This window comes from Micromonospora sp. LZ37 (assembly GCF_059359015.1).
Genome location: NZ_JCADBL010000008.1, coordinates 260,574 through 283,864 on the forward strand (window position 1 = coordinate 260,574; position 23,291 = coordinate 283,864).

Genomic DNA, 23,291 nt, shown 5'->3' on the forward strand with positions numbered 1-23,291 from the left:
TCACGCCCCGGTTGGAAAGCTGTCCCTACCGGCGCCACTGGGGCCGGTACGCGGCACAGAAGCGGACACGGGGAGAGACTGAGATGGCCCTGCAGATGATCGAACACCAGACGCGCCCGGCCACCACCATCGACGCCGAGCACGGCACCGACACCCTGACCGATCTGGACGCCACCGACGAGCGCGGGATCTCCACCGACCTGGTCCGGGCGTACCTCAACGGGATCGGCCGGACGAAGCTGCTGACCGCCGCGCAGGAGGTCGAGCTGGCGAAGCGGATCGAGGCGGGGCTGTTCGCCGAGGAGAAGCTGGCGACCTGCACCCCGGTCTCCGCCGAGCTCGCCGCCGACCTGGAGTTGATCGCGACGCAGGGCCGCGCCGCCAAGGACCACCTGCTGGAGGCGAACCTGCGGCTGGTGGTGAGCATCGCCAAGCGCTACACCGGCCGGGGGATGGCCTTCCTCGACCTGATCCAGGAGGGCAACCTGGGTCTGATCCGCGCGGTGGAGAAGTTCGACTACGCCAAGGGCTACAAGTTCTCCACCTACGCCACCTGGTGGATCCGGCAGGCGATCACCCGGGCCATGGCCGACCAGGCCCGCACCATCCGCATCCCGGTGCACATGGTGGAGCAGGTCAACCGGATGGTCCGGGTCCGCCGGGAGTTGTCGGTCAGCCTCGGCCGGGAGCCCACCGTCGGCGAGGTGGCCGCCGCGCTGGAGATCCCCGAGTTTCAGGTGATCGAGCTGATCTCGTACGACCGGGAGCCGGTCAGCCTGGACCAGACCGTCGGGGAGGACGGCGAGAGCGCGCTCGGGGACTTCGTCGCCGCGGTGGACCCGAACGTCGAGCCGGCCGACGCCGCCGCCAACGGTGAGCTGCGCAACGAGGTGCGGATCGTGCTCGCCACGCTGTCCCAGCGGGAGCAGGCGGTGATCCGGCTCCGGTTCGGCCTGGACGACGGCCGCCAGCGCACCCTGGACGAGGTCGGCCGGGAGTTCGGCCTGTCCCGCGAGCGGATCCGGCAGATCGAGAAGGTCACCCTGCTGAAGCTGCGCGCCCCCGAGCGGGCCCAGCGGTTGGAGGCGTACGCCTGCTGACCGGCCACGACGTGGAGGCCCCGGCGGTTCGCCGGGGCCTCCGCCGTGCCGGCGCGGATGCGTGCAGAGTGGGCGTACCAGCCCTTCGCATCTCAACTCACCGGGAGAGACAGCATGAACTGGACCTTGGAAGTGGTCGTGGTGCCCGTGTCCGACGTGGACCGGGCCAAGGAGTTCTACGCCGACCGGCTCGGCTTCGCCGTCGACCACGACACGGTGATCGGCGACGACGCGCGGGTGGTGCAGTTGACCCCGCCCGGCTCCGGCTGCTCCGTGGTGATCGGCAAGGGGGTCGTGCCCGAGATGGCACCCGGCTCTCTCAAGGGCCTCCAGCTGGTCGTGCCCGACCTGCACCGGGCCCGGGCGGAGCTGCTGGAGCGCGGCGTCGAGGTGAGCGAGATCCAGGTGCTCGGGGAGAACCCGCGGCCGGTGCCGGACCCGCTGGACAACGTCGGCTTCATCTTCTTCACCGACCCGGACGGCAACGCCTGGGGCGTCCAGCAGATCTCCGCCCGGGCGGTGACGCCCGCCGCCGAGCGGGGGCCCCGACACTGACCGGGGTCGTCCTCACAGGCGGCGGGGGCCGGTGTCCGGGCGGGCGGCGGCGGTGCCGACACCGACGGTGGCGTGCAGCACGGAGATCCCGTCCGGACGGGCCAGCACGGGGTTCAGGGTGAGGCTGCGGACCCGGGGCTGCTCGTCGGCGAGCCGGCCGACCCGCAGCAGCAGGTCGGCCAGGGCGGCCCGGTCCACCGGTGCGGCGCCCCGGTGCCCGCGCAGCAGCGGCGCGGCCCGGGGCTCGTCGACCAGCTCGGCGGCGTCCCGGTCGGTCAGCGGCACCGCCCGCCAGGCGCGGTCGCCGAGCAGCTCGGTGGCGACGCCGCCGAGGCCGAACCCGACCACCGGCCCGAACGCCGGATCCTCCATCAGCTCCACCACGCAGGCCACGCCGGGCGGGACCATCCGCTGGACCAGGACGTGCGCGCCGAACACCGCCGCGAGTTCGGCGTACGCGCGGCGCAGCGCGGGTGGGTCGGCGAGGTCGAGGCGGACCGCGCCGAGGTCGAGGCGGTGCCGCAGGCCGGGGGCGGCCGCCTTCAGCGCCACCGGCCAGCCGAGCCGTTCGGCGGCGGCGAGCGCCTCCTCGGCGGTGCCGGCGGGAGCCGAGCCGACCAGGTCGATGCCGTACGCGGCGAGCAGCCCGGCCGGGTCGGGGGTCTCGGCGCGCAGGGCGGCCTGACCGGCCGTCCGGTCCAGCCGGGGCAGCTCGGGCAGCGTCCCCGGATCGCGGCGCAGCCAGGCCGCGTACCGGGTGGCCCGGCCCAGGGCCCGCACCGCCTCCTCCACACTCGGGTACGCGGGCACCCCGGCGGGCAACCGGCCGGCCAGGAAGGTGGCCACGGTGGGCTTGGCGCCGGTGAGCGCGGCCGGCAGGGCGGCGGTGAAGTCGCCCTCCTCGACGGTGAGCTGGCCGGGCAGCGGCGGGGCGAAGACCACGACCAGCGCGTCGACCGCGTCGTCGGTGGCCGCCGCGCCGAGCGCGGCGGCGAACTCGGCCGCGGTGGCGCGCGGCCCGACGTCGCGCGGATAGCCCTCGGCGAGGGTGAGCCCCTGGGCGGCGCAGGCGGTGGCCGCGAGCCCGGTCAGCGCCGAGGAGTTGCCCACCACGCCGACCCGACCGCCGGCGGGCAGCGGCTGGTTGGCCAGCAGCACCCCGACGTCGAGCAGCTCGGCGACGGTGTCCACCCGGATCACCCCGGACTGGGCGAAGAGCGCGCTGACCGCCGCCTCGTCGAGGAGGGGCGCGGCACCGACGCCGAGCGGGCGGGCCAGCGAGGCGAGCGCCACCACCGGCTTGTCCCGGCCGATCCGCCGAGCCAGCCGGGCGAACTTGCGCGGGTTACCGAACGTCTCCAGGTAGAGCAGGATGACGTCGGTGCCGGGATCGTCCTGCCAGTACTGGAGCAGGTCGTTGCCGGAGACGTCGGCCCGGTTGCCGGCGGAGACGAAGCTGGACAGGCCCAGGCCGCGGCGGTGCGCCTCGGCCAGCAGGGCCACCCCGAACGCCCCGGACTGGCTGAAGAAACCGACCCGCCCCGGCGCCGGCAGCACCGGGGCGAGCGTGGCGTTGAGGCGTACCTTTTCGTCGGTGTTGGCCACGCCGAGGCAGTTCGGTCCGACCACCCGCATGCCGGCGGCGTGCGCGGCCCGGACCAGCGCGCGCTGCGCCGCCGCGCCCGCACCGCCGGACTCGGCGAAGCCGGCCGAGATGACCACCAGGCCGTGCGCGCCGGCGGCGGCCGCGTCGGCGACGACCGCGGGCGCCGACTCCGGGGCCACCGCGACGACCGCCAGGTCGATGTCCGCGCCGGCGGCGGCCGCCGACGGGTACGCGGGCAGCCCGGCCACGGTGGCCGCGCTCGGGTGCACCGGCACGATCGCGCCGGGGTAACCACCGTCGCGCAGGTGACCGAGGACCGCCGCGCCGACCCCCTGACCGCTGGCGCTGGCGCCGTAGACGGCGACGCCGCGCGGGGCGAGCAGCCGGGCGATCGAGCGGGACTCGGTGCGGTGCTCCCGGCCGCGCTGCACCTCCAGCGTCGCCTCGGTGGGGGCGATCGGGAAGCTCAGGTGCACCACCCCGTCGGCGAACTGGCGCTGGACCTGGTAGCCGAAGTCGGAGAAGACCCGCAGCATCGCGCCGTTGGCGGGGAGCACCTCGGCGACGAAGTGGACGATGCCGGCGCGGCGGGCCGCGTCGGCCAGGTGTTCCAGCAGCACCGAGCCGATGCCGCGGCCCTGGTAGGCGTCCTCCACCACGAACGCCACCTCGGCCTCCGGGCCCTCCGGGCCGAGCCGCTCGTACCGGCCGACGGCGACGATGCGGTCGCCGGCGAGCACCACGAACGCCTCCCGGTCACGGTGGTCGACCACCACGAAACGTTGCAGGTCCCGGTCGGGGATGCGCGGGTACGGCGAGAAGTAGCGCAGGTAGCGGGTGCGCTCGGAGAAGCGCGAGTGCATCGCCACGATCTCCGGCGCGTCCTCCGGCCGGATCGGCCGCAGCTGCACCGTGCTGCCGTCGCTGAGCAGCACGTCCACCGGCTGGTCGACAGCGGTCACGGTCGGTCCCGCTCCCCCGCCGCCCGGTCAGTCACGGGGGTCGTGCGGGTCGAGCCCGAGCAGCGGGAACACCGCCTTGCGGGTGGCGGCGATGGCCCGGTCCACGGCGTTCGGCTCGCCCGTCGGCTGCCACGGCTCGTACGCCGGGTCGACGTCGTCGGTCATCCGCAGCGGGATCTGCCGGCCGGGCAGCCGCCGCTCGACCAGCTCCCGCCAGGCGGGCGGGGTGAGCGTCGCCGGGGCGACCGGCTCGCCGGTGGCGACGGCCAGCAGGTGGGTCCAGGCCCGGGGCACCACCTCGACCAGCGCGTACCCGCCGCCGCCGGTGGCGACCCAGCGGCCGTCGCAGAGCTCGTCGGCGAGCGCCCGCAGGGCGAGGTAGGTGGCGCGCTGCCCGTCAACGGAGAGGTGCAGGTCGGCGAGAGGGTCGTACCGGTGCCCGTCGGCGCCGCACTGGGTGACGAGGATCTGCGGCCGGAACGCGCGCAGCACCGACGGCACGACCGCGTGGAAGGCGCGCTGCCAGCCGGTGTCGTCGACGCCGGGGGGCAGGGGCAGGTTGACCGCGCTGCCCTCGGCGCCGGGGCCGCCGGTCTCGTCGGGGAACCCGGTGCCGGGGAAGAGGGCGAGTGGGGTCTCGTGCAGGCTGACCGTCAGCACCCGCGGGTCGCGGTAGAAGATCTCCTGCACGCCGTCGCCGTGGTGCACGTCCACGTCCACGTACGCGACCCGTTCGGCGCCCAGGTCGAGCAGCCGGGCGATGGCCACCGCCGGGTCGTTGTAGACGCAGAACCCGGCGGCCCGGGCCGGCATGGCGTGGTGCAGGCCGCCGGCCACGTTGACCGCGCGCCGCGCGTCGCCCCGCCAGACCGCCTCGGCGGCGGCCACGGTGGCGCCGGCCACCAGCGCGCTGGACTCGTGCATGCCGTCGAAGACCGGGTTGTCGGAGGTGCCCAGCCCGAAGCCGGCGAAGAGCGGGTCAGCGGGGGCCGCCCGCACCGCCTCCAGGTAGCGCGGGTCGTGCACCCGGGTCAGCAGCGCGTCGTCGGCCGGCCCCGGCTTGACCAGCCGGACCCCGGGCCGGTCCAGGACGCCCAGCGCGCGGGCCAGCGCGACGGTCAGCTCCACCCGCACCGGGTCGAGCGGGTGCTCCCCCATGTCGTAGGCGAGCAGGGCCTCATCCCACACCACCACCGTGTCGTCCGACATGGGGCCATCGTCGCACGAGCGTCGCCGCGGACCCACCGCGCGCGCTGGTCAGCGCCGGGGTGTCTGTCCGGTGGCCACCGGCCGGGCCGGGTCGGCCACCCAGTGGCTCCAGGAGCCGACGTAGAGCGCGGCATCCGGCCGGCCGGCCAGGTGCAGCGCCAGCACCGCCTGCGCGGCGGTCACCCCCGATCCGCAGTACGCCCCGACCGGTGCGCCGTCGGTCACGCCGGCGGCGGCGAACCGCTCCCGCAGCGCCTGGGCGGCCGGGAAGCGACCCTCGGTGACGTACTCGGGGGCGGGCAGGTTCACCGCGCCGGGCACGTGCCCGGCGACCGGGTCGATCGGTTCGGTCTCGCCCCGGTAGCGGGGCGCGGCGCGCACGTCGAGCAGGACGCCGGAGTCGGCGGCGGCGAGCCGGGCCGCGGCGTCGGCGTCCAGCACCGGCAGCGCGCCGGGGCGGACGGTCACGTCGCCCGGGGGCGGGGTGGGCACGTCGGTGGCGGTGGGCAGGCCGGCGGCGAGCCAGGCGGGCCAGCCGCCGTGCAGCAGCCGTACCTCGCGATGCCCGGCCCAGCGCAGCGTCCACCAGGCGCGGGCGGCGGACATGCCGTCGCCGCCGTCGTACACGACGACGGGGTGGCCGGCGCGGACGCCGGCGGCCCGCAGCGCGGCCTGGAGCGCGGCCGGGTCGGGCAGCGGGTGCCGCCCGGCGGCGCCGGGCGGGCCGCAGAGCGCGGTGTCCAGGTCGACGAAGACCGCGCCGGGCAGGTGGCCGGCGGCGTAGTCGTCACGTCCGGGCGGGCCGGCGAGGCGCCAGCGGACGTCGAGCAGGGTGGGCGGGTCGGGCTCCGCCAACGCGACGGCGAGCTGGCCGGGCTCGATCAACGGCTCTCCGGTTCCGGACATGGCGTCCAGTGAACACCATCCGGGTGGTCACCTCGCGGTTCGGCGGCGGTCGTTCGTCGGTCGGCCGGGGTAGCATCGTGCACCGGAGGGCCGCTGACGTGAAGCATGACCTGGTCGATACGACCGAAATGTACCTTCGCACCATCCTCGAGCTCGAAGAGGAGGGAGTGCCGCCGCTGCGTGCCCGGATCGCCGAGCGGCTGCGGCAGAGCGGACCCACCGTCAGCCAGACGGTCGCCCGGATGGAGCGCGACGGCCTGCTCACCGTCGAGGGCGACCGGCACCTGACGCTCACCGCGCTGGGCCGCGACCACGCCGTCGCCGTGATGCGCAAGCACCGCCTCGCCGAGCTGCTGCTGGTCAACGTGATCGGGATGCCCTACGAGGAGGCCCACGAGGAGGCCTGCCGCTGGGAGCACGTGATGAGCGACGCCGTCGAGAAGCGGGTCTACGACCTGCTCAACCGGCCGACCCGCTCGCCGTACGGCAACCCGATCCCCGGACTGGAGCTGCTGGGCTCGGCGGAGCCGACCGCCGAGACCGCCGAGACCGAGCGGAACCTCGCGTTCCCCGGCCTCTCCGGTCAGGTCGTGGTCCGGCGGATCTGCGAAAGCGTGCAGAGCAACGCCGACGTGCTGCGCCAGCTGCACGCCGCCGGGGTCGACCCGGGCGCCACCGTCACCGTGGCGCAGGAACGGGACGGGGTGTTCATCGACCGCTCCGGGGAGCGGATCCGGCTCCCCCGCGAGGTCGCGTCCCGGGTCTTCGTCGCCGCGCACTGAGCCGCCGTCACCCGGCCGCCCGGCCGCCTCACATCGCCGCGGGGTCGATCTGCTTCGCCAGGTCGACCAACTTGCCGGTCAGCTCCTCCGCCGTCGCCTTCGGCTCGGCCTTCGGGCAGGTCCACCGCAACGTGGCCAACCGCTTCCCGGACACCAGCCAGCCCACCTCGGCGAGCGGACCGCGCTTGCCGGACTTCGCGACGGTACGCCGGTAGGCGACCTGACCGAGCTTCGACACCTTGGCCGCCCCGTCGGGCTGCACGTCGGCGGTGAACGCCGGCACGTCGATCGAGGTGTCGGTGACCGTCAGCGTCAGCTCGGGCAGGGCCGCGTCCTCGGCGCGTACCACGCAGGTGTGGGTGTCGCCCCGGTCGCTGGCCGCCGCCACGTCGAACCGGACGCCCGTGTGCTCCTCGATGACCGCGAAGTCCAGCAGCCGGCAGGCACCACCCGACGAGGCGGCCGCCACCTCCACCGTCACCGGGGGCACCGGGGGCACGGCCACCGGCCCGGCCTCGGCGCCGCAGCCCGTGGTCAGCAGCACGCCCACGCCGGCGAGCCAGATCCGCCCGTACACGCGCACCTCCGTGATCGTCGGCGGGTGCCCGCCGGATGTCCGTCGGACACCGTACGGGCTGTCCCCGCCGGGCGGAAGCCCACGATCGTCCGGCTTCCGGCCGGCCGACCCGACCTGGGCGGGCAACGGGCGCCTTGCCCACTCATCGCCGCGAGCCTGCGGACGCCCAGGTGCGACGGACCGCGGGCCAGACGGCGGCAGCGGTGGCGGGGCCCGGGGTACGTCCCGGGCCCCGCCACCGCGGTGAGCCGATTCGGATCAGACGCCGTAGATGAACTGGATGTCGACCGCACCGCCGCTGTTGGTGTTGCGGAGGTAGACGGTGTTGTTGCTGGGCCGGCGGACACCCGGGGTGGCGTCGCCGTCGTTGTCCCAGTCACCCGGCACCGGGACGTCACCCGACGGGCCGTGGCCGAAGATGAACTCCAGGTCGAGGGCGCCGGTGCCGTTGGTCAGGTACCAGGTCGAGTTGCCCGGCCGGAACACGCCGACGCTGTCCTTGCCGTCGTCGTTCCAGTCACCGGCGACCGGCAGGTCACCCGACGGGCCGTGGCCGAACTTGAACTCCGCGTCCAGGGCGCCGGTTCCGTTGGTCAGGTACCAGGTCGAGACGCCGGGACGGAACACGCCCACGGTGTCCGCGCCGTCGTTGTTCCAGTCACCGGCGACCGGCAGGTCACCCGACGGGCCGTGGCCGAACTTGAACTCCATGTCGGTGCTGGTGGTGCCGTTGGTCAGGAACCAGGTCGAGACGCCGGGACGGAACACGCCCACGGTGTCCCTGCCGTCGTTGTTCCAGTCACCGGCCACCGGGATGTCGCCGGACGGCCCGTGCCCGAACTTGAAGATGCTCGTGGCATCGCCGCTGTTGGTGTTGCGCAGGTAGAAGGTCGAGGTGCTCGGACGGAACACGCCCACCGTCTCGTCGCCGTCGCCGTCCCAGTCACCCGAGATCGGCACATCCTCCGGCTCCGGCGGGACATCGCCACCGGACCACCACGAGGTGCGCTTCTTCGCGCCGTCCCAGCTGAAGCTGAAGTGGATGTGGTCGGTGTGCGGGTTGGAGCCACCGTAGGACTGCCACCCGAGGGACGCCTCGTACGAATTCCAGATCCGGTCGTTCCAGATCATGTACATGATGCCCAGGCGGCGGGCCATGGCGTGCTTGTTGCCGTGCGAGTCGGTGGCCAGCAGCCAGTTCAGCACGTCGTTGGCGTCGGCCCGCTGTCCGGCGTCGTAGTAGTTGAAGTGGTAGTCGAGCGCCCGACCCTCCTTGTGTTCACTGGTGCCGCCGCTGCTGCAGTCCCGGACGATGCCCCAGGTGTGCGAGCCGTAGGTCGAGTTGAGCAGGTCCTTGAAGCCGACCACGCCCGGCTTGGAGGACGGGTCGCAGATCTCCTGGCCGTCGTAGGCGGCATAGCGGTCGATGGTGGAGCTGAAATAGGGGGTCGTCGGAGCGGCCATGGCCGCCGTGGGAGAGATGGCGACGGCCGCCGCCACGGCGGTTGCCATCGTGGCGACCGCGGCGAGGCTGGCCAATCTGCGTGCGCGCTGCACGAACAATGCAGTTCCTTTCGAGGGTCGACTCGCCCTTCCGGGCGGTCGGGGGGGATTCACACGACACGCCAGAGGCGAAGTCGAGGTTCGTCGAAAATCAATTCCTGCACCAGTCCGTGCAGGATGGAATGGGCCATTGACGGACTGTCGGCGGCCACAAAGGCGATGATGTCGAATCCGACCGGCCCGGCCCGGATTCGCAGGTGGTTCATCCGCTGGTCTTTGCTCGCACGTGTCCACAACTGAGTGCGGAGCTCCACTTCGGGATAATCACAGTTGCCGTCGAGTGGGGCGATGCGAGCAAGGGCGGCGATCACGGCCGGCCCGGGCCGGCCAATTCCGGTGCGATCCAACCGAAGCCCTCGGCCAGCACGGCCGTCCCGGCGTCGCTGCCCGCGCCCTGGGTCAGTGCCACCGCCGCCACCGCGACGAAGAGGGCGGCGAGATACCGCCTATTGGACAGGCTCCGGAGCGCAGACATAGCCATTCCTTCCACAGAACTGGTAATGGGGATTCCGGCCGGCCCGGCCCGGTTCGGTGATCGTTCACCGCGTTGTGCAAAGCGTGCCGCAGCTGAGCGCCGCTGTCACCAGGCAGCGAGTGGCGGAACCTTGCCAGGCGAGAAGTCGCAATGGTGGCGACGGGACCGCGCACCGGTCGCCGCACCCCTAAGATCACCACCAACGCAGAACGGGGAGGATCTATGCTGGAGGCACTGGGTTTATCGGCGATGGACGAGTCCGTCTACCTCACGATGATCGCGCACCCGACGCTCGACGTGGCAGGGCTGGCGGCCCGCCTCCACATCGACCAGTCACAGGTGCACCACGCGTTGGACGCGCTGGCCGGCCTGGCGCTGATCCGTCTCGACGGCACCGACGGTGTGGCGCGAGCCGTGCGCCCGCAGACCGGGCTCGCCGCTCTGCTGACGAAGGTGGAGGCGGACATCGCGGTCCGCCAGCGGCAGATCGAGACGGTTCGGACGACGATCGCCGACCTGGCGATGACGCACGAACAGCAGGAGGTGGTGATCCGGCTGGAGGGCATCGAGGCGGTCCGTGAACGGCTCGCCGAGCTCGCCCGTACGGCAACCGCGGAATGCCTCTCCTTCAGCCCCGGCGGGGCGCAGCCTGCCGACACCCTGCAGTCCGAGGCGCCGCTCAACGCGGCGGCGCTCGAGCGGACCGTGCGGATCCGCAACGTCTACCTGGACAGCTTCCGCAACGACCCGGCGACGCTGGCGCACGCAGGGCGGATGGCGGCGTTGGGCAGCGAATCCCGCACGGCGCCGACGCTGCCGATGCGCCTGGTCATCGTCGACCGGAGCATCGCGCTGACGCCGATCGACCCGAGGCAACCCCGACTCGGCGCCCTGGAGCTTCGTAGTCCGGGTATGGTCGCCGGTCTGCTCGCCCTCTTCGAGCAGGTCTGGCAACAGAGCACCCCGTTCGGCCACAGCCCCGCCAACCGGTCGACGACGCTCGGTACGCAGGAGAAGGCGCTGCTGCGGCTCTTCGCCGCCGGGCACACCGACGAGTCGGCAGCGCGCCAGCTGGGTGTCTCCGCCCGGAGCGTTCAGCGGCTGATGAACTCGCTGACCGATCGACTCGAGGCGAACAGTCGATTCCAGGCCGGCGTCGAGGCGGCCCGACGCGGCTGGATCTGATCCCGGGCCTGGATCGAGCGGCTCACCGTGATCGTCCACCCGGGACCGGGTGGGCGACGCGGCACCTCGTGAGGGAATGAGACGATCCCCGGACGCGAGTCAGCCCTCGTCCCGGTGCACCGTGCATCTGCAGCGGCGGCGCTCGCGGCGGAAGCCCTCAACCGTCCACGTAGGGACAGTGCCGGCACCCTCGCCCGCAGCAGGTGCCCCGCCGGGCCAGGAACCCGGCGCTGAGCACGAAGAGGCCGGTCGCCGGGTCGAGGTAGCCGGCCTGCCCGGCGGCCAGGGCGGTGGCGTGGGCGCTCAGGATCTCGTCCCGGTCCGGGTGCTCGGGCGGCAGCCGGGACGGGTGCGGCTCGGTCAGCGGCCGGTCCGCCAACGGTCGTCGCTGTCCGGTCACTCCGGCGAGTCTACGGAGCCCGGGCCCAGCCGCCTCCCAGGCGGTCGGCGGCGTCCTGACTCGGCACAACCGGCCTGCGCTCGACGGCGTCCTGACCCGGGCACTGCCGGACCTGCCCTCGACGCGTCCTGGCTCGGCACTGCCGAACCAGCCGTCGACGCGCTATGGAGCTGATGACGTAGCTGGATCACCCGGGCCGGGACCGCGCCGGCCGGCGGCCGGGCCGGTCAACCGTGCGCGGCGAAGGCGGCGGTGATCCCGGCCCGGTCGGCGCCGCCGGCCAGCAGCAGCCGGAGCAGCACCTTCGCCTTGTACGGGTCGAGCAGCCCGCCGTTGACCAGCCCGCGCCGGCGCAGGTCGGTCTCCGAGCCGACCGCCCCGTACGTGTGGCGCAGCACCGAACCGGCGCCGGTCCGCGAGGTCAGTACCACCGGCATCCGCTCGGCCAGCGCGCCGAGCACCGGGGCGAAGGCCGGCGGCACGTGACCGACCCCGAAGCCCGCCACGACCAGCCCCTGCCGAGCGTCGGCGAGCCGGTCGAGCAGCGCCACGTCGTCGTCCAGGGTGACCGTGTGCAGGACCACCCGGGTGGCGGCCAGCCGGTCCGGGTCCACCGGCGGCAGCGGGGCGTGCCGCGCCGGCCGGGTGAGCACCCGTACCTCGCCCTCGATGACGTGACCGAGCGGGCCGGCGTTGGGTGAGGCGAAGGCGGCCGGGCTGGTGCTGTGGGTCTTGCGGACGTACCGGGCGGCGTGGATCTCGTCGTTGACGGCGACCAGGACGCCGAGGTCACGGGCGGCCGGCGCGGCGGCGACCCGGACGGCGGCGAGCAGGTTCGCCGGCCCGTCCGGCCCGGCGAGGGTCGGGTTGCGCATCGCCCCGGTGAAGACCAGCGGCGCCGGGTACGGCCAGACCAGGTCCGCCAGGAAGGCGCTCTCCTCCAGCGTGTCGGTGCCCTGGGTCACCACCACCCCGACCGCCCCGTCCGCCACCGCCGCGCCCGCCACGGCCACCAGGTCGAGGATCCGCCGGTACGTCAGGTCGGCGCTCGGCACCGCCTCGACGTCCCGCACCTCCAGCGGAAGGTCCGCCAGCCCGGGCACCGCGGCGGCGAGTTCGGCCCCGGCCAGCCGGGTCACCACGCCGCCCGGGCCGGCCCCCGCCATCGCGATGGTGCCGCCGAGGGTGAGGATGAAGATGGTCACGCCTGGTCCCTTTCGCCGCGCCGCGTCGGAGGTGGAACCTACCGCCGCCGGCCACCGAGCCGCGCACCCTGAACCCTCGGACCAGACGATCACGCTGACGAGTTGTGGGCACCTGGACACCATCTGTGACCGTCGCCATGCGGCCCTTAGTTGCTTGACGAAGGAACTAGTGACTACCGTGTAAGACGCCGGCGGGAGACGCCGACCGCCCCGCCAGCGCGAGCCAGCTCACGCCCGTGGTGTCCGCAGACGGCTACCGTGCCGCCACGCAGTAGAGGAGTCGGACATGATCGTCGAGCCAGCTCACCGCACCTGCCGCGACCAGCGACACTGGCGGGCAGCCCGGCGGCGCATCCGGGAGACCGTCGCGGTGCGCCGGGCCGCCGCAGCGGCCGGAGAACGGGTCGTCGAAGCGACCGTCCAGTCCGCGGCCGCCTGACGGCGGGGGCGAACGCCACCGAACCGAGGCGGTCAGCCACCGGGATGGCGGCTGGCGGGACACGCCGGTCGGCGATCACCGGCTCCACGTCCACCCGGTCGTCCTCGACGGCGGTCGGCCCCTGTTCCCCTCGTCTTCCCCGCGTCGGGCGAGCGGCAGCCGCTGCGCCTGACCGGAACCCGCACCTTCGGCAACGGCGTCGTCCCGCTGCGGCACGACCGCGCCCGGGACCGACGCCGACCGGCAACACCGGCGCGCCCGGGCCCACCAGCACCGCATCCTCAATGTTCACCCGCGCCGATCGGCAACGCCGGCGGACGTACCGTGCATCGGCGCGAGACGGCGCGGTAAGGCGTTGGCTTTCCGTTCAGCCCGGCCTATGGTGGCCGGATGCGACCGTCCGGGCAGCAGCAGAGCACCGCCGTCAACACGACGGCGGCGCCCGCCGCTGCCCGCCGGCCCGCCCTTCGGGTCACCGTGGCCACCCGCGTCGTGCGAGTCGCGGTCGCGCCGTCGCGCGCCGGCTCGGTCGCCCCCGGACTGCCGATCCCCGCCGGACGTAGCCCTCCTGGACCGGTGCACACCATGTGAACGGCCACCAGGGCGAAGCTTCCACAGCTTCGGCCCTTTTTCTTTTCCGAGGAGCTACGCCATGACCACGCACACCCAGCCGGGCCGGCAGGACTGGATCGACGAACTGCGGTCGACCCTGACGTCCGACTTCGAGATGCACACCGCCCGGCTGACCGAACTCACCGCCGACACGGGGGATCCGACCGAGGCGCACACCCGGGACGCGCTGCTCGCCGGCACGCGGCAGAGCCTGGAGCAGATCACCGGGGCGCTGCGGCGCATCGCCGAGGGCCGGTACGGGATCTGCGAGCGGTGCGCCGCGCCGATCCCCCAGGAACGCCTGGAGGTGCTGCCGCACGCCCGGTTCTGCGTGCCCTGCCAGCAGAAGCAGCGCTGACGTACGGGGTGGGGGCTGCCACGCCGACGCGGCAGCCCCGCCCCTACGGATCCGGCCGACCGCTGCGGCGCCCGGGTCAGCCGAACCAGGTCATCGCCTGCCCGTGCGAGCGGGTCCAGGCCAGCGGCCGTCCGTCGAGCGCCAGCACGTTGTACAACGCCTCGCCCGGCGACTCCGGCAGCCCGTCGTGGGCCAGCACCTCCGGGGCCTCGTTCGAGATCCAGTGGCCGCGCAGCCCGCGTACCACCTCGACGAACGCGTCCCGCCGCCGGGCCGGCACCTGGTAGAGCACGGAGGTGTGGAACACCACCAGCGTCGCCCCGGCCGGCGCCCGCGCGGCCAGCGCCGGCAGGTCGTCCACCAGGTCGCCACGGACCAGCAGCGGCGGATCGGCCGCGGCGACGGCCGCCGCCGCCCGGAGGCGGGTACGGCGCTGCTCGTGCTCCGGCCAGATGAGAGCGTCGAGCCAGTCGACGTCGGCCGGATCGGTCACGTCGAGCGGATTCAGGTCCAGGCCGGCCCGCCACACCACCTCGGGTAGGCGGCTCGGCGGCGCCAGTCCGGCGGCCGCGCACTCGCAGACCGGTTCGCCCGCGCCGAGCACGTGCTCCCCGTAGCGGTAGGCGTACCGGTCGGGGTAGAGGCAGAGCCCGGCGGACGCGCCGACCTCCAGCAACGCGAGCGGCTGCGGCAACGCGGCGAGCACCGGCAGGAGTACGGCGCACCGCCCCGGCTCGTTCGTCTGGGTGGCCCGGGCCCGCAGCTCCGCCGCGACCGCCGACCAGTGCGCCACCGTGAACTCGCGGAACGCGGGCGGGTCGGCGACCGGTCCGCCGAGCAGCCGGACGACGCCGAACAGCAGGTTCGGCTGCCGCTTGCCCGGCGGCAGCGTGCCGAGCAGGGCGAGCAGTTCGTCGTCCCGCGAGACGGCGAGGGACAGGCGCTCGTACCCGGGCGACACACCGCGCGCCTCCCGGGCGGCGAAGTCGGCGTAACTCGCGGCGATGGTCATGGTGCGATGGTCGCAGTGATCCCCGGACGCCACCACATGGAACGTCCCCCGGACCGTGGCGGTCCGGGGGACGTTCCAGTGGTCGGGCCGGCAGGTCAGGCACCACCTGCCGGCCGGACCGTGCGGGTCAGCTGCAGCCGCTGGTGGAGCCGCAGCCCTCGCAGACGTAGCAGCTACCGGCCGGGCGCATCTTCGTACCGCAGGTGAAGCAGAGCGGTGCGTCGGCGGCCTTGCCGATCACGGCCTCCAGCAGTTCGGTGCTGGAACCCACCGACGGCGCCGGCTTGGCGGCGGCGACCTCTGCCATCTCCTGGGCCGGCTGGGCCACCGGGCCGGTCTTCGGCTCCGGCGCCTCGACCGGAGCCGAGGAGGCCATCGCGGTGAGGTCGGCGGCGGCGCTCTCCGCCTCGGCCTCGGCCCGCAGCTGGGCGGACCGCTCCGCAGCGGTGAAGATGCCCAGCTCGGCGCGGCGCTCGTACGGCAGGAAGTCCAGCGCCAGGCGACGGAAGATGTAGTCCATCACCGAGGCGGCCATCCGCACGTCCGGGTCGTCGGTCATACCGGCCGGCTCGAAGCGCATGTTGGTGAACTTGCTGACGAACGTCTCCAGCGGCACGCCGTACTGGAGACCGATGGAGATGGCCACCGAGAAGGCGTCCATCACCCCGGCCAGCGTCGAACCCTGCTTCGACATCTTCAGGAAGACCTCGCCGAGGCCGTCGTCGGGGTAGGACGACGCGGTGAGGTAGCCCTCGGCGCCGCCGACGGAGAAACTGACCGTCTCCGACGGGCGCTTCTTCGGCAGCCGCTTGCGCACCGGGCGGTACTCGACGACCTTCTCGACCACCTTCTCGACGGCGGCGGCCTCGACCCCGGCCGGCTCGGTGGCCTTGTTGGACTTGGCCACCGAGAGCGGCTGGCCGACCTTGCAGTTGTCCCGGTAGATCGCCAGTGCCTTGAGGCCGAGCTTCCAGCCCTCGAAGTAGATCTTCTCGACGTCCTCGACGGTGGCCGCCTCCGGCATGTTGACCGTCTTGGAGATGGCGCCGGAGACGAACGGCTGGATCGCCGCCATCATCCGCACGTGGCCCATCGGGGCGATCGTCCGCTCGCCCATCGCGCAGTCGAAGACCGGGTAGTGCTCCGGCTTGAGCCCGGGGGCGTCCACCACGTGGCCGTGGTCGGCGATGTGCTCGACGATCGCCTCGACCTGCTCCTCGGGGTAGCCGAGGCTGCGCAGGGCGCGCGGAACGGTCTGGTTGACGATCTGCATCGAGCCGCCGCCGACCAGCTTCTTGAACTTGACCAGCGCCAGGTCCGGCTCCACGCCGGTGGTGTCGCAGTCCATCATGAAGCCGATGGTGCCGGTCGGCGCGAGGACGCTGGCCTGCGAGTTGCGCCAGCCGAACTTGTCACCGACCTTGTTGCCCTCGGTCCACTGCTTGGTGGCCTCCCGCTGGATGGCGGTGGCGACCGTGCCGGCCGGCTTGATCGCGTCGTTGGCGGCGGCGTGCTTGCGCATGACCCGCTTGTGCGGCTCGGCGTTGCGGGCGTAGCCGTCGTACGGGCCGACGACGCCGGCCAGCTCGGCCGAGCGGCGGTAGGCGGTGCCGGTCATCAGCGAGGTGATCGCCGCGGCGACCGAGCGACCCTGCTCCGAGTCGTACGGCAGGCCCGAGGCCATCAGCAGCGCGCCCAGGTTGGCGTAGCCGATGCCGAGCTGCCGGTAGGCGCGGGAGGTCTCGCCGATCTTCTCGGTCGGGAAGTCGGCGAAGCAGATCGAGATGTCCATCGCGGTGATGACCAGCTCGACCGACTTGACGAACTGCTCCACCTCGAAGCCACCGTCGGCGCGGAGGAACTTCATCAGGTTGAGCGAGGCCAGGTTGCACGAGGAGTTGTCCAGGTGCAGGTACTCCGAGCACGGGTTCGACGCGGTGATCCGCCCGGTCTCCGGGCAGGTGTGCCAGTCGTTGATGGTGTCGTCGTACTGCAGGCCGGGGTCGGCGCACTCCCAGGCGGCCTGGGAGATGTCACGGAACAGCTTCTTCGCGTCGATCGTCTCGATGGTCGCCCCGTCGAGCCGACCGCGCAGGTCGAAGCCGCCGCCGTTCTCCACCGCCGTCATGAACTCGTCGGAGACCCGGACCGAGTTGTTGGCGTTCTGGTACTGCACGCTGACGATGTCGGCGCCGCCCAGGTCCATGTCGAACCCGGCGTCGCGCAGCGCACGGATCTTGTCCTCCTCGCGCGCCTTGGTGACCACGAACTCCTGGATGTCCGGGTGGTCCACGTCGAGGATGACCATCTTCGCCGCGCGCCGGGTGGCGCCGCCGGACTTGATGGTGCCGGCGGAGGCGTCCGCGCCGCGCATGAAGCTGACCGGGCCGGAGGCGTTGCCGCCGGAGGAGAGCAGCTCGCGGGAGGAGCGGATCCGGGAGAGGTTGACGCCGGAGCCGGAGCCGCCCTTGAAGATCAGCCCCTCCTCCTTGTACCAGTCCAGGATGGAGTCCATCGAGTCGTCGACGCTGAGGATGAAGCAGGCGCTGACCTGCTGCGGCGACGGCGTGCCGACGTTGAACCAGACCGGCGAGTTGAAGCTGAACACCTGGTGCAGCAGCATCCAGGTCAGCTCGTGCGCGAAGATCTCCGCGTCCGCCGGGGTGGCGAAGTAGTTGTGGTCCTCACCGGCCTTGCGGTAGGTGGTGACCACCCGGTCGATCAGCTGCCTGAGCGACCACTCGCGCTCCGGGGTACCCACCGCGCCCCGGAAGTACTTGGTGGTCACGATGTTGGCCGCGTTGACGCTCCAGGACTCGGGGAACTCCACCCCGCGCTGCTCGAAGTTGATCGAGCCGTCCCGCCAGTTCGTCATCACGACGTCGCGACGCTCCCACGTCACCTCGTCGTAGGGGTGCACGCCCTCGGTCGTCCAGACCCGCTGCACCTTGAGCCCCGTCACCGCGCCGTTCTTCGCTGCCCGCGACCGGCTGGCTGTCACGCCGTCCCCCGCCATCTCATCCGCCCCCTCGTCTGCGCGGTCACCCGCCGCGCGTCGTCACTGTCAGGAATTCGCAAAAATCAACTGGTACGGCCGGCGGCGCCGGCCTCTTCGCGGGCGCGCGCGGCCTCCCGCAACGTCTCTATCTCCCGCTCGAAGTCGGCGAGCGAGTCGAAGGACCGGTAGACGCTGGCGAAGCGGAGGTAGGCCACCTCGTCCAGGTCCCGCAGCGGGCCCAGGATCGCCAGCCCCACGTCGTGGCTCGGGATCTCGGCGGCCCCCTTGGCCCGAACGGTCTCCTCGACCTTCTGCGCGAGCAGCGCGATCGAGTCCTCGTCGACCGGCCGGCCCTGGCACGCCTTGCGCACCCCGCCGATGATCTTCGTGCGGCTGAACGGCTCGGTCACCCCGCTGCGCTTGACCACCGCGAGGACGGCCTCCTCCACCGTGGTGAACCGCTTGCCGCACTCCGGGCAGGAGCGCCGGCGACGGATCAACTGACCGTCGTCGGCCTCTCGAGAGTCGACCACCCGGGAGTCGGCATGCCGGCAGTACGGACACCGCATCGCTGACCTCCTCGATCGACCGTGGGCGCGCCGACCGCCTCCGGGCACGCGGCAACCCGGCGGGACCACCATCGGTGGCCGTCGCCGTCGTCGACGGTACGGGAGTGCGGTCGGTAGTCGAACCCAACCTGTAGGCGACTTACGCCCGTGTGACTACTACATCTAGGGGTCGACCGTAGGCCGCCGGCCGGACGTGGTCAAGTTGGCGGCGTGTCCGGCGCGTCACGCCGCAAACCTCCCGAACCCCCGGCGCCGACAACCCCAACCGGCGGGACCCGCAGGAGGTTACCGCCCGTCCCGGCCGACAGGCGGGAAACGGACGGCCATCGCGAAACGACGTACCGGTCGAACAGCAGTTCGACGGGGACGTACCATTTATCAGAACGCGCGTTCGAGTTTCCACGATTTCCGCCCGACACGCCGACAGCAGGTCGTACAGATGTTTGAAAATGACCGATCTCACCTATACGGTCATGAACGACCGGGTGCGTCGCACGACGTCGGGCCCGGACCAGCGACACCCCCGTACGCACCACGAGCCGCCGAGGCACCCAGCGCCGACCAGGGAGGACGGACGTGACCGAGGACCGGGCCAGCCGGCCGAAGAACCCGCAGCAGATCGCCGAGGCGGGTCCGCCGGCCACACGGCGCCCCCGCGCCGCCCGCAGCCGCACCGGGCAGCCGGCCGTGCGCGCGGTCACCCCGGTGGTCAGCAGCTTCCCCGACCCGGCCACGGTCGACCTCACCGCCCGGCAGCGCCGGATCCTGGAGTTCATCCGCACCTGGGTCGAGCGGCACGGCTACCCGCCGAGCGTCCGTGAGATCGGCGAGGCGGTCGGCCTGGTCTCCCCGTCCAGCGTCGCCTACCAGCTCAAGGAGCTGGAGAAGAAGGGCTTCCTGCGGCGCGACCCCAACCGGCCGCGCGCGGTGGACGTGCGGGCGCCGAGCGACGCCGTCGACGACGAGCTGAGCCGCTCGCAGCGCCCAACCCCGGCGTACGTGCCGATGCTGGGCCGGATCGCCGCCGGTGGGCCGATCCTGGCCGAGCAGGCGGTGGAGGACATCTTCCCGCTCCCCCGCGAGCTGGTGGGTGAGGGCGAGGTCTTCATGCTCCAGGTCAAGGGCGACTCGATGCTCGACGCGGCGATCTGCGACGGCGACTGGGTGGTGGTCCGGCAGCAGCCCACCGCCGACTCCGGGGAGATCGTCGCGGCCATGCTCGACGGCGAGGCGACCGTCAAGACCTACCGGCGGCGCGACGGGCACGTCTGGCTGATGCCGCAGAACCCCGCCTTCGACCCGATCCCCGGCGACGACGCGACCATCATGGGCCGGGTCGTGGCGGTGCTGCGCCGCATCTGACCCACCGCCGCACTCGACGACCGACGGGTGGCCACCCCTGGGGTGGCCACCCGTCGCGTCATGTCAGGTCTCAGTAACGGTCGCCCCGGGCCGGCGGCTGCCCGTAGCCGTACCGGCCGCCCCGGCGGTCGTCGGGATCGCCGTCGCGGCGCGGGCCGGGGCGGGGATGCGGCTCGCGGCGCGGTGGCTCGGCCTGCCCCCCACCGCCGTAGACGCCGGTGCCGCGGGGGCCGCCACGACGGGGGCCACCGCCGTCGGGACCACCCTCGCCACGCGGGCCGGCACCGCGGGGGGCGCCGCCACCGGCCGGCCCGCCTCCGTAGACGCCACCGCCCGGCGGACGGCCGCTGCCACCCGCCGGACGGCCGCCGCCGCCGTAGACGCCACTGCCGGCCGGGCGGCCGGAACCCCGCCCGCCCTCCGGACGGCCACCGCCCGCGGGCGGTGGCCCCGCCGGACGCCCGCCGCCGTAGACCGCCCCGCCCGCCGGGCGGGCCGGCGCACCACCGGCCGGAGCCGGACCGCCGTACACGCCACTTCCGGCGGGCGCGCCGCCGTAGACCCCGGCCCGCGACCGGTCGCCGCCGGGCGGGCCGTCGCCGGCCGGCCCGAAGCCGTCCCCGGGCAGGGCACCGGAGGTGAACGGAGCGTCGCGGTCCGGCCCGTCGGGCCGGTCCCGGCCGTCGTCCTCGCCAACCGTCGGCGGCCTGCGCCGGGACCGAACGATGCCGAAGATGCCGGCACCGACCAGCAGCGCGCCGACCACGCCGACCGCGCCGATCAGGTAGGTGATCTGATCCAGGCTCATGCCGTCCAGCCAGGACCCCTCGGCCTTAGGCCTCTTGGCTTCTGGGTCGGTGGCGAGCGCCTCCGTGCCGGTCTTCGACGGGGCGTACGCCAGGATCTCGACCGGGTCGTCGGGGGCGAAGTCCGCGCCGTCGGAGACCGTGAGGTAGGTCTTGCCGTCCGGGCTGTAGGAGATCCCCTCACCGAACGGGTCGGCCAGCGCGGTGACCCGGGGCTTGCCGGTGGTGAGCGCCCCGACGACGTCGTCGCCGGTCACGGCGTACTCGAAGGCGTCGGCGTAGGTGCGCAGCACCACCTTCGAGCCGTCCGGCGACCGGGCCGCGCCGGTGATCGCCACCCGACCGAAGATGTTCAGCGGGTTGTCGGTCGTCGTCTCGGGCAGCTTGATCTCGCCGACCTTCTTCATCGGCACCGCCTCGGGGTCGCCGCTGCTCTTGAGCTTCCGCTCCGGCGTGTAGATCTCCGCCTTGCCGCTGGGCACCTTGGTGATCACCAGCGGCAACCCGTCGGCGCCGACCAGCAACGCCTCGGCGTCGTGCGGCTTCTGCTCCGGGTACGACAGCCGGTGCAGCACCGGTCGCTTGCCGCCACCGATCGGCATCGTCCAGACCGCGACCCGGGGGCGTCGCTCCTTGCCCGGGTTGTCGCCGATGTCACCGATCCACAGCGTTTCGCCGTCCGGCGAGACCGCCAGGTCCTCGGTGTCCAACGGGCCGGAGCCGGAGTAGGCCACCGGCTCCCGGGCGATGGCGCACTTGCTGTCAAGGAAGAAGACCCGCTTACGGCTCTCGTCCAACGAGCCGTCGTTGATCACGATGTAGCCGGTCCTGGTGGCGACGATGCCGGAGAGTTCCCGCAGTCGCTTGTCCTCGATCGTGCACTTCTTCTTGCCCGGCGTCACCGGAGCGGCGGGCGCCGGTGCCGCCAGGGCGGCACCGGCGGAGGCCACGGTCGCCCCCAGCAGGCCGAGGGCAACCGTGACCGAGGAAACAGCGCGACGCATTGCGCCAGTGTCGCATGCCACGCTGAACCGTTGGACGCTCCGGGAGCGCTCAGCGGGTGCCGGCGGCCGCGGGCTCCTCCGTCGTGACGAAGGGCGCCAGCTCGGCGGCGATCTCCTCCCCGACGCGGACGTGCACCAGGGTCCCTTCGGGCAGATGGGAGGTGCTCAGCACCTCGCCCTGCCGGTGCAGCCGGGCGACCAGGTCACCCCGGTCGTACGGCAGCACGGCACGGACCTCCACCGCCGGACGGGGCAGCCGATTCTCGACGGCCTCGCGCAGCCCGTCGATGCCGCGGCCGGTGCGTGCGGAGACGAAGACCGCCTCCGGCCAGAGCCGCTTGAGCCGCAGCAGCGTCTCCTCGTCGGCGGCGTCGGCCTTGTTGACCACCAGCAGCTCGGGCAGCCGGTCGGCGCCGACCTCGGAGAGCACCTCCCGGACCGCGCGGACCTGCTCCTCCGGATCCGGGTGGGCGCCGTCGACGACGTGCACCACCAGGTCGGACTCGGCGACCTCCTCGAGCGTCGAGCGGAACGCCTCGACGATCTGGTGCGGCAGGTGCCGGACGAAGCCGACCGTGTCGGAGAGGGTGTAGAGCCGACCGTCGGAGGTGGTCGCCTTGCGGGTGGTCGGGTCGAGAGTGGCGAAGAGCGCGTTCTCGACCAGCACTCCCGCGCCGGTCAGCCGGTTGAGCAGACTGGACTTGCCGGCGTTGGTGTAGCCGGCGATGGCGACCGCGGGCACCGCGTTGCGGGAGCGTCGGGCGCGCTTGGTCTGGCGTACCGTCTTCATGCCCTTGATCTCACGGCGCAGCCGGGAGATCCGGGTGCGGATCCGGCGCCGGTCGGTCTCCAGCTTGGTCTCACCGGGACCACGCAGACCCACGCCGCCGCCGGCGCCGCCACCGCGGCCGGAACCACCGGTCTGCCGGGACAACGTCTCACCCCAACCGCGCAGGCGCGGCAGCAGGTATTCGAGCTGGGCCAGCTCGACCTGCGCCTTACCTTCCTTGCTCTTGGCGTGCTGGGCGAAGATGTCGAGGATCAGGGCGGTCCGGTCGACCACCTTGACCTTGGTGCGCTGCTCCAGGTTGCGCAGCTGCGACGGAGAGAGCTCACCGTCGCAGATCACCGTGTCGGCGCCGGTGGCGAGCACCATCGCGCCGAGGTCGTCGACCTTGCCCCGGCCGATGTACGTCGCCGGGTCCGGGCGGTTGCGCCGCTGGATCAGCCCCTCGAGCACCTGCGAGCCGGCCGTCTCGGCCAGCGCCGCCAGCTCGGTGAGGGAGTTGTCCGCGTCGCTCTGCGTGCCCTCGGTCCAGACACCGACCAGAACCACCCGCTCCAGGCGCAGCTGCCGGTACTCGACCTCGGTGATGTCGGTGAGTTCGGTGCTGAGGCCGGGGACGCGCCGCAGCGACTGCCGCTCCGACAGCTCCATCTCGCCGGTGGTCACGTCGAGCTCCTCGTCCTCGAAGGGAACGAAGCTCTCCTGGTCTCGCAAACTGGTCTCCTGTCCGTTTTGCCACTGAGAAAGCAATCCTGACATGTACCAACGCCCGACGCACCCGCAATATGCCCGCGCGGGAAAGGGGCACAAAAATCGGGG

Annotated in this window: 22 protein-coding genes; 8 read left to right on the forward strand and 14 right to left on the reverse strand. The window is 73.0% G+C overall.

All coding sequences use genetic code 11. The features are described from left to right. Positions 1–83: 83 nt before the first annotated feature. Both sigB and AC5L3Z_RS18625 read left to right on the forward strand, forming a co-directional pair. Positions 84–1,100, forward strand: coding sequence for an RNA polymerase sigma factor SigB (gene sigB / locus AC5L3Z_RS18620; RefSeq protein ID WP_442933339.1), 1,017 nt, complete (start codon positions 84–86; stop codon positions 1,098–1,100). Positions 1,101–1,214: 114 nt separating this feature from the next. Then, positions 1,215–1,655 (forward strand): VOC family protein, encoded by a 441-nt coding sequence (locus tag AC5L3Z_RS18625; RefSeq protein ID WP_334527534.1) that lies wholly within the window; start codon positions 1,215–1,217, stop codon positions 1,653–1,655. A 12-nt stretch (positions 1,656–1,667) separates the two neighbouring features. On the opposite strand, the gene AC5L3Z_RS18630 is transcribed toward AC5L3Z_RS18625, so the two are convergent. The 3 genes from AC5L3Z_RS18630 to AC5L3Z_RS18640 are packed head-to-tail and all read right to left on the reverse strand — an operon-like array spanning position 1,668 to position 6,338. Beyond that, positions 1,668–4,223, reverse strand: a complete 2,556-nt coding sequence (locus AC5L3Z_RS18630) for a bifunctional acetate--CoA ligase family protein/GNAT family N-acetyltransferase (protein ID WP_494843649.1) — start codon at positions 4,221–4,223, stop codon at positions 1,668–1,670. A 27-nt stretch (positions 4,224–4,250) separates the two neighbouring features. Then, the gene (locus AC5L3Z_RS18635) at positions 4,251–5,432 is read right to left on the reverse strand and encodes an acetoin utilization protein AcuC (RefSeq protein WP_494843651.1); all 1,182 of its coding nucleotides are present in this window, start codon (positions 5,430–5,432) and stop codon (positions 4,251–4,253) included. A gap of 48 nt (positions 5,433–5,480) precedes the next feature. Beyond that, entirely contained in the window at positions 5,481–6,338 is an 858-nt protein-coding gene (locus AC5L3Z_RS18640; RefSeq protein ID WP_494843653.1) for a sulfurtransferase, read from the reverse strand. A gap of 98 nt (positions 6,339–6,436) precedes the next feature. Here AC5L3Z_RS18640 and AC5L3Z_RS18645 point away from each other — a divergent pair, with 98 nt between their 5' ends. After that, positions 6,437–7,120 carry an iron-dependent transcriptional repressor DtxR gene (locus AC5L3Z_RS18645; RefSeq protein ID WP_494843655.1) on the forward strand — a complete coding sequence of 228 codons (684 nt, stop codon included), beginning with the start codon at positions 6,437–6,439 and terminating at the stop codon, positions 7,118–7,120. 28 nt (positions 7,121–7,148) lie between these two features. On the opposite strand, the gene AC5L3Z_RS18650 is transcribed toward AC5L3Z_RS18645, so the two are convergent. The 4 genes from AC5L3Z_RS18650 to AC5L3Z_RS18665 form a co-directional block, all read right to left on the reverse strand. Then, positions 7,149–7,703: a hypothetical protein gene (locus AC5L3Z_RS18650; RefSeq protein ID WP_494843657.1), complete on the reverse strand. Its 555-nt coding sequence runs from the start codon at positions 7,701–7,703 to the stop codon at positions 7,149–7,151. A 252-nt stretch (positions 7,704–7,955) separates the two neighbouring features. Further along, entirely contained in the window at positions 7,956–9,254 is a 1,299-nt protein-coding gene (locus AC5L3Z_RS18655; RefSeq protein ID WP_494843659.1) for an FG-GAP repeat domain-containing protein, read from the reverse strand. A 56-nt stretch (positions 9,255–9,310) separates the two neighbouring features. Beyond that, the gene (locus AC5L3Z_RS18660) at positions 9,311–9,571 is read right to left on the reverse strand and encodes a hypothetical protein (protein ID WP_494843661.1); all 261 of its coding nucleotides are present in this window, start codon (positions 9,569–9,571) and stop codon (positions 9,311–9,313) included. Next, positions 9,568–9,735 (reverse strand): hypothetical protein, encoded by a 168-nt coding sequence (locus AC5L3Z_RS18665; protein WP_494843663.1) that lies wholly within the window; start codon positions 9,733–9,735, stop codon positions 9,568–9,570. The genes AC5L3Z_RS18660 and AC5L3Z_RS18665 overlap by 4 nt, the downstream gene beginning before the upstream one ends. A gap of 222 nt (positions 9,736–9,957) precedes the next feature. Here AC5L3Z_RS18665 and AC5L3Z_RS18670 point away from each other — a divergent pair, with 222 nt between their 5' ends. Next, positions 9,958–10,920 (forward strand): LuxR C-terminal-related transcriptional regulator, encoded by a 963-nt coding sequence (locus AC5L3Z_RS18670; RefSeq protein WP_494843665.1) that lies wholly within the window; start codon positions 9,958–9,960, stop codon positions 10,918–10,920. Between the two features lie 157 nt (positions 10,921–11,077). Here AC5L3Z_RS18670 and AC5L3Z_RS18675 read toward each other — a convergent pair whose 3' ends face one another. Both AC5L3Z_RS18675 and AC5L3Z_RS18680 read right to left on the reverse strand, forming a co-directional pair. After that, positions 11,078–11,320, reverse strand: coding sequence for a C1orf53 family protein (locus tag AC5L3Z_RS18675; protein WP_494843667.1), 243 nt, complete (start codon positions 11,318–11,320; stop codon positions 11,078–11,080). Positions 11,321–11,547: 227 nt separating this feature from the next. Then, the gene (locus AC5L3Z_RS18680; RefSeq protein ID WP_494843668.1) at positions 11,548–12,525 is read right to left on the reverse strand and encodes an asparaginase; all 978 of its coding nucleotides are present in this window, start codon (positions 12,523–12,525) and stop codon (positions 11,548–11,550) included. Positions 12,526–12,811: 286 nt separating this feature from the next. On the opposite strand from AC5L3Z_RS18680, the gene AC5L3Z_RS18685 reads away from it, so the two are divergent. From AC5L3Z_RS18685 to AC5L3Z_RS18695, 3 genes are all read left to right on the forward strand, one after another. Beyond that, positions 12,812–12,964, forward strand: coding sequence for a hypothetical protein (locus AC5L3Z_RS18685; protein ID WP_494843670.1), 153 nt, complete (start codon positions 12,812–12,814; stop codon positions 12,962–12,964). Positions 12,965–13,354: 390 nt separating this feature from the next. Next, complete coding sequence (locus tag AC5L3Z_RS18690; protein ID WP_494843672.1) at positions 13,355–13,555, forward strand: hypothetical protein; 201 nt, start codon at positions 13,355–13,357, stop codon at positions 13,553–13,555. 61 nt (positions 13,556–13,616) lie between these two features. After that, complete coding sequence (locus tag AC5L3Z_RS18695; RefSeq protein ID WP_494843674.1) at positions 13,617–13,934, forward strand: TraR/DksA family transcriptional regulator; 318 nt, start codon at positions 13,617–13,619, stop codon at positions 13,932–13,934. Between the two features lie 76 nt (positions 13,935–14,010). Here AC5L3Z_RS18695 and AC5L3Z_RS18700 read toward each other — a convergent pair whose 3' ends face one another. The 3 genes from AC5L3Z_RS18700 to nrdR all read right to left on the reverse strand — a co-directional run bounded on the left by AC5L3Z_RS18700 (position 14,011) and on the right by nrdR (position 18,513). Further along, entirely contained in the window at positions 14,011–14,946 is a 936-nt protein-coding gene (locus AC5L3Z_RS18700) for a DUF2332 domain-containing protein (protein ID WP_494843676.1), read from the reverse strand. Positions 14,947–15,073: 127 nt separating this feature from the next. Then, a complete protein-coding gene (locus tag AC5L3Z_RS18705; RefSeq protein ID WP_494843678.1) occupies positions 15,074–17,962 on the reverse strand; it encodes a vitamin B12-dependent ribonucleotide reductase in 2,889 nt (962 codons plus the stop codon). Between the two features lie 65 nt (positions 17,963–18,027). Further along, a complete protein-coding gene (gene nrdR, locus AC5L3Z_RS18710) occupies positions 18,028–18,513 on the reverse strand; it encodes a transcriptional regulator NrdR (protein WP_334527587.1) in 486 nt (161 codons plus the stop codon). Between the two features lie 576 nt (positions 18,514–19,089). On the opposite strand from nrdR, the gene lexA reads away from it, so the two are divergent. Continuing rightward, the gene (gene lexA, locus AC5L3Z_RS18715) at positions 19,090–19,875 is read left to right on the forward strand and encodes a transcriptional repressor LexA (protein WP_334527590.1); all 786 of its coding nucleotides are present in this window, start codon (positions 19,090–19,092) and stop codon (positions 19,873–19,875) included. Positions 19,876–19,945: 70 nt separating this feature from the next. On the opposite strand, the gene AC5L3Z_RS18720 is transcribed toward lexA, so the two are convergent. Together AC5L3Z_RS18720 and hflX are read right to left on the reverse strand one after the other, a co-directional pair. After that, positions 19,946–21,685 carry a hypothetical protein gene (locus tag AC5L3Z_RS18720; protein ID WP_494843681.1) on the reverse strand — a complete coding sequence of 580 codons (1,740 nt, stop codon included), beginning with the start codon at positions 21,683–21,685 and terminating at the stop codon, positions 19,946–19,948. A 49-nt stretch (positions 21,686–21,734) separates the two neighbouring features. Further along, the gene (gene hflX, locus AC5L3Z_RS18725; RefSeq protein WP_494843683.1) at positions 21,735–23,186 is read right to left on the reverse strand and encodes a GTPase HflX; all 1,452 of its coding nucleotides are present in this window, start codon (positions 23,184–23,186) and stop codon (positions 21,735–21,737) included. Positions 23,187–23,291: the final 105 nt, after the last annotated feature.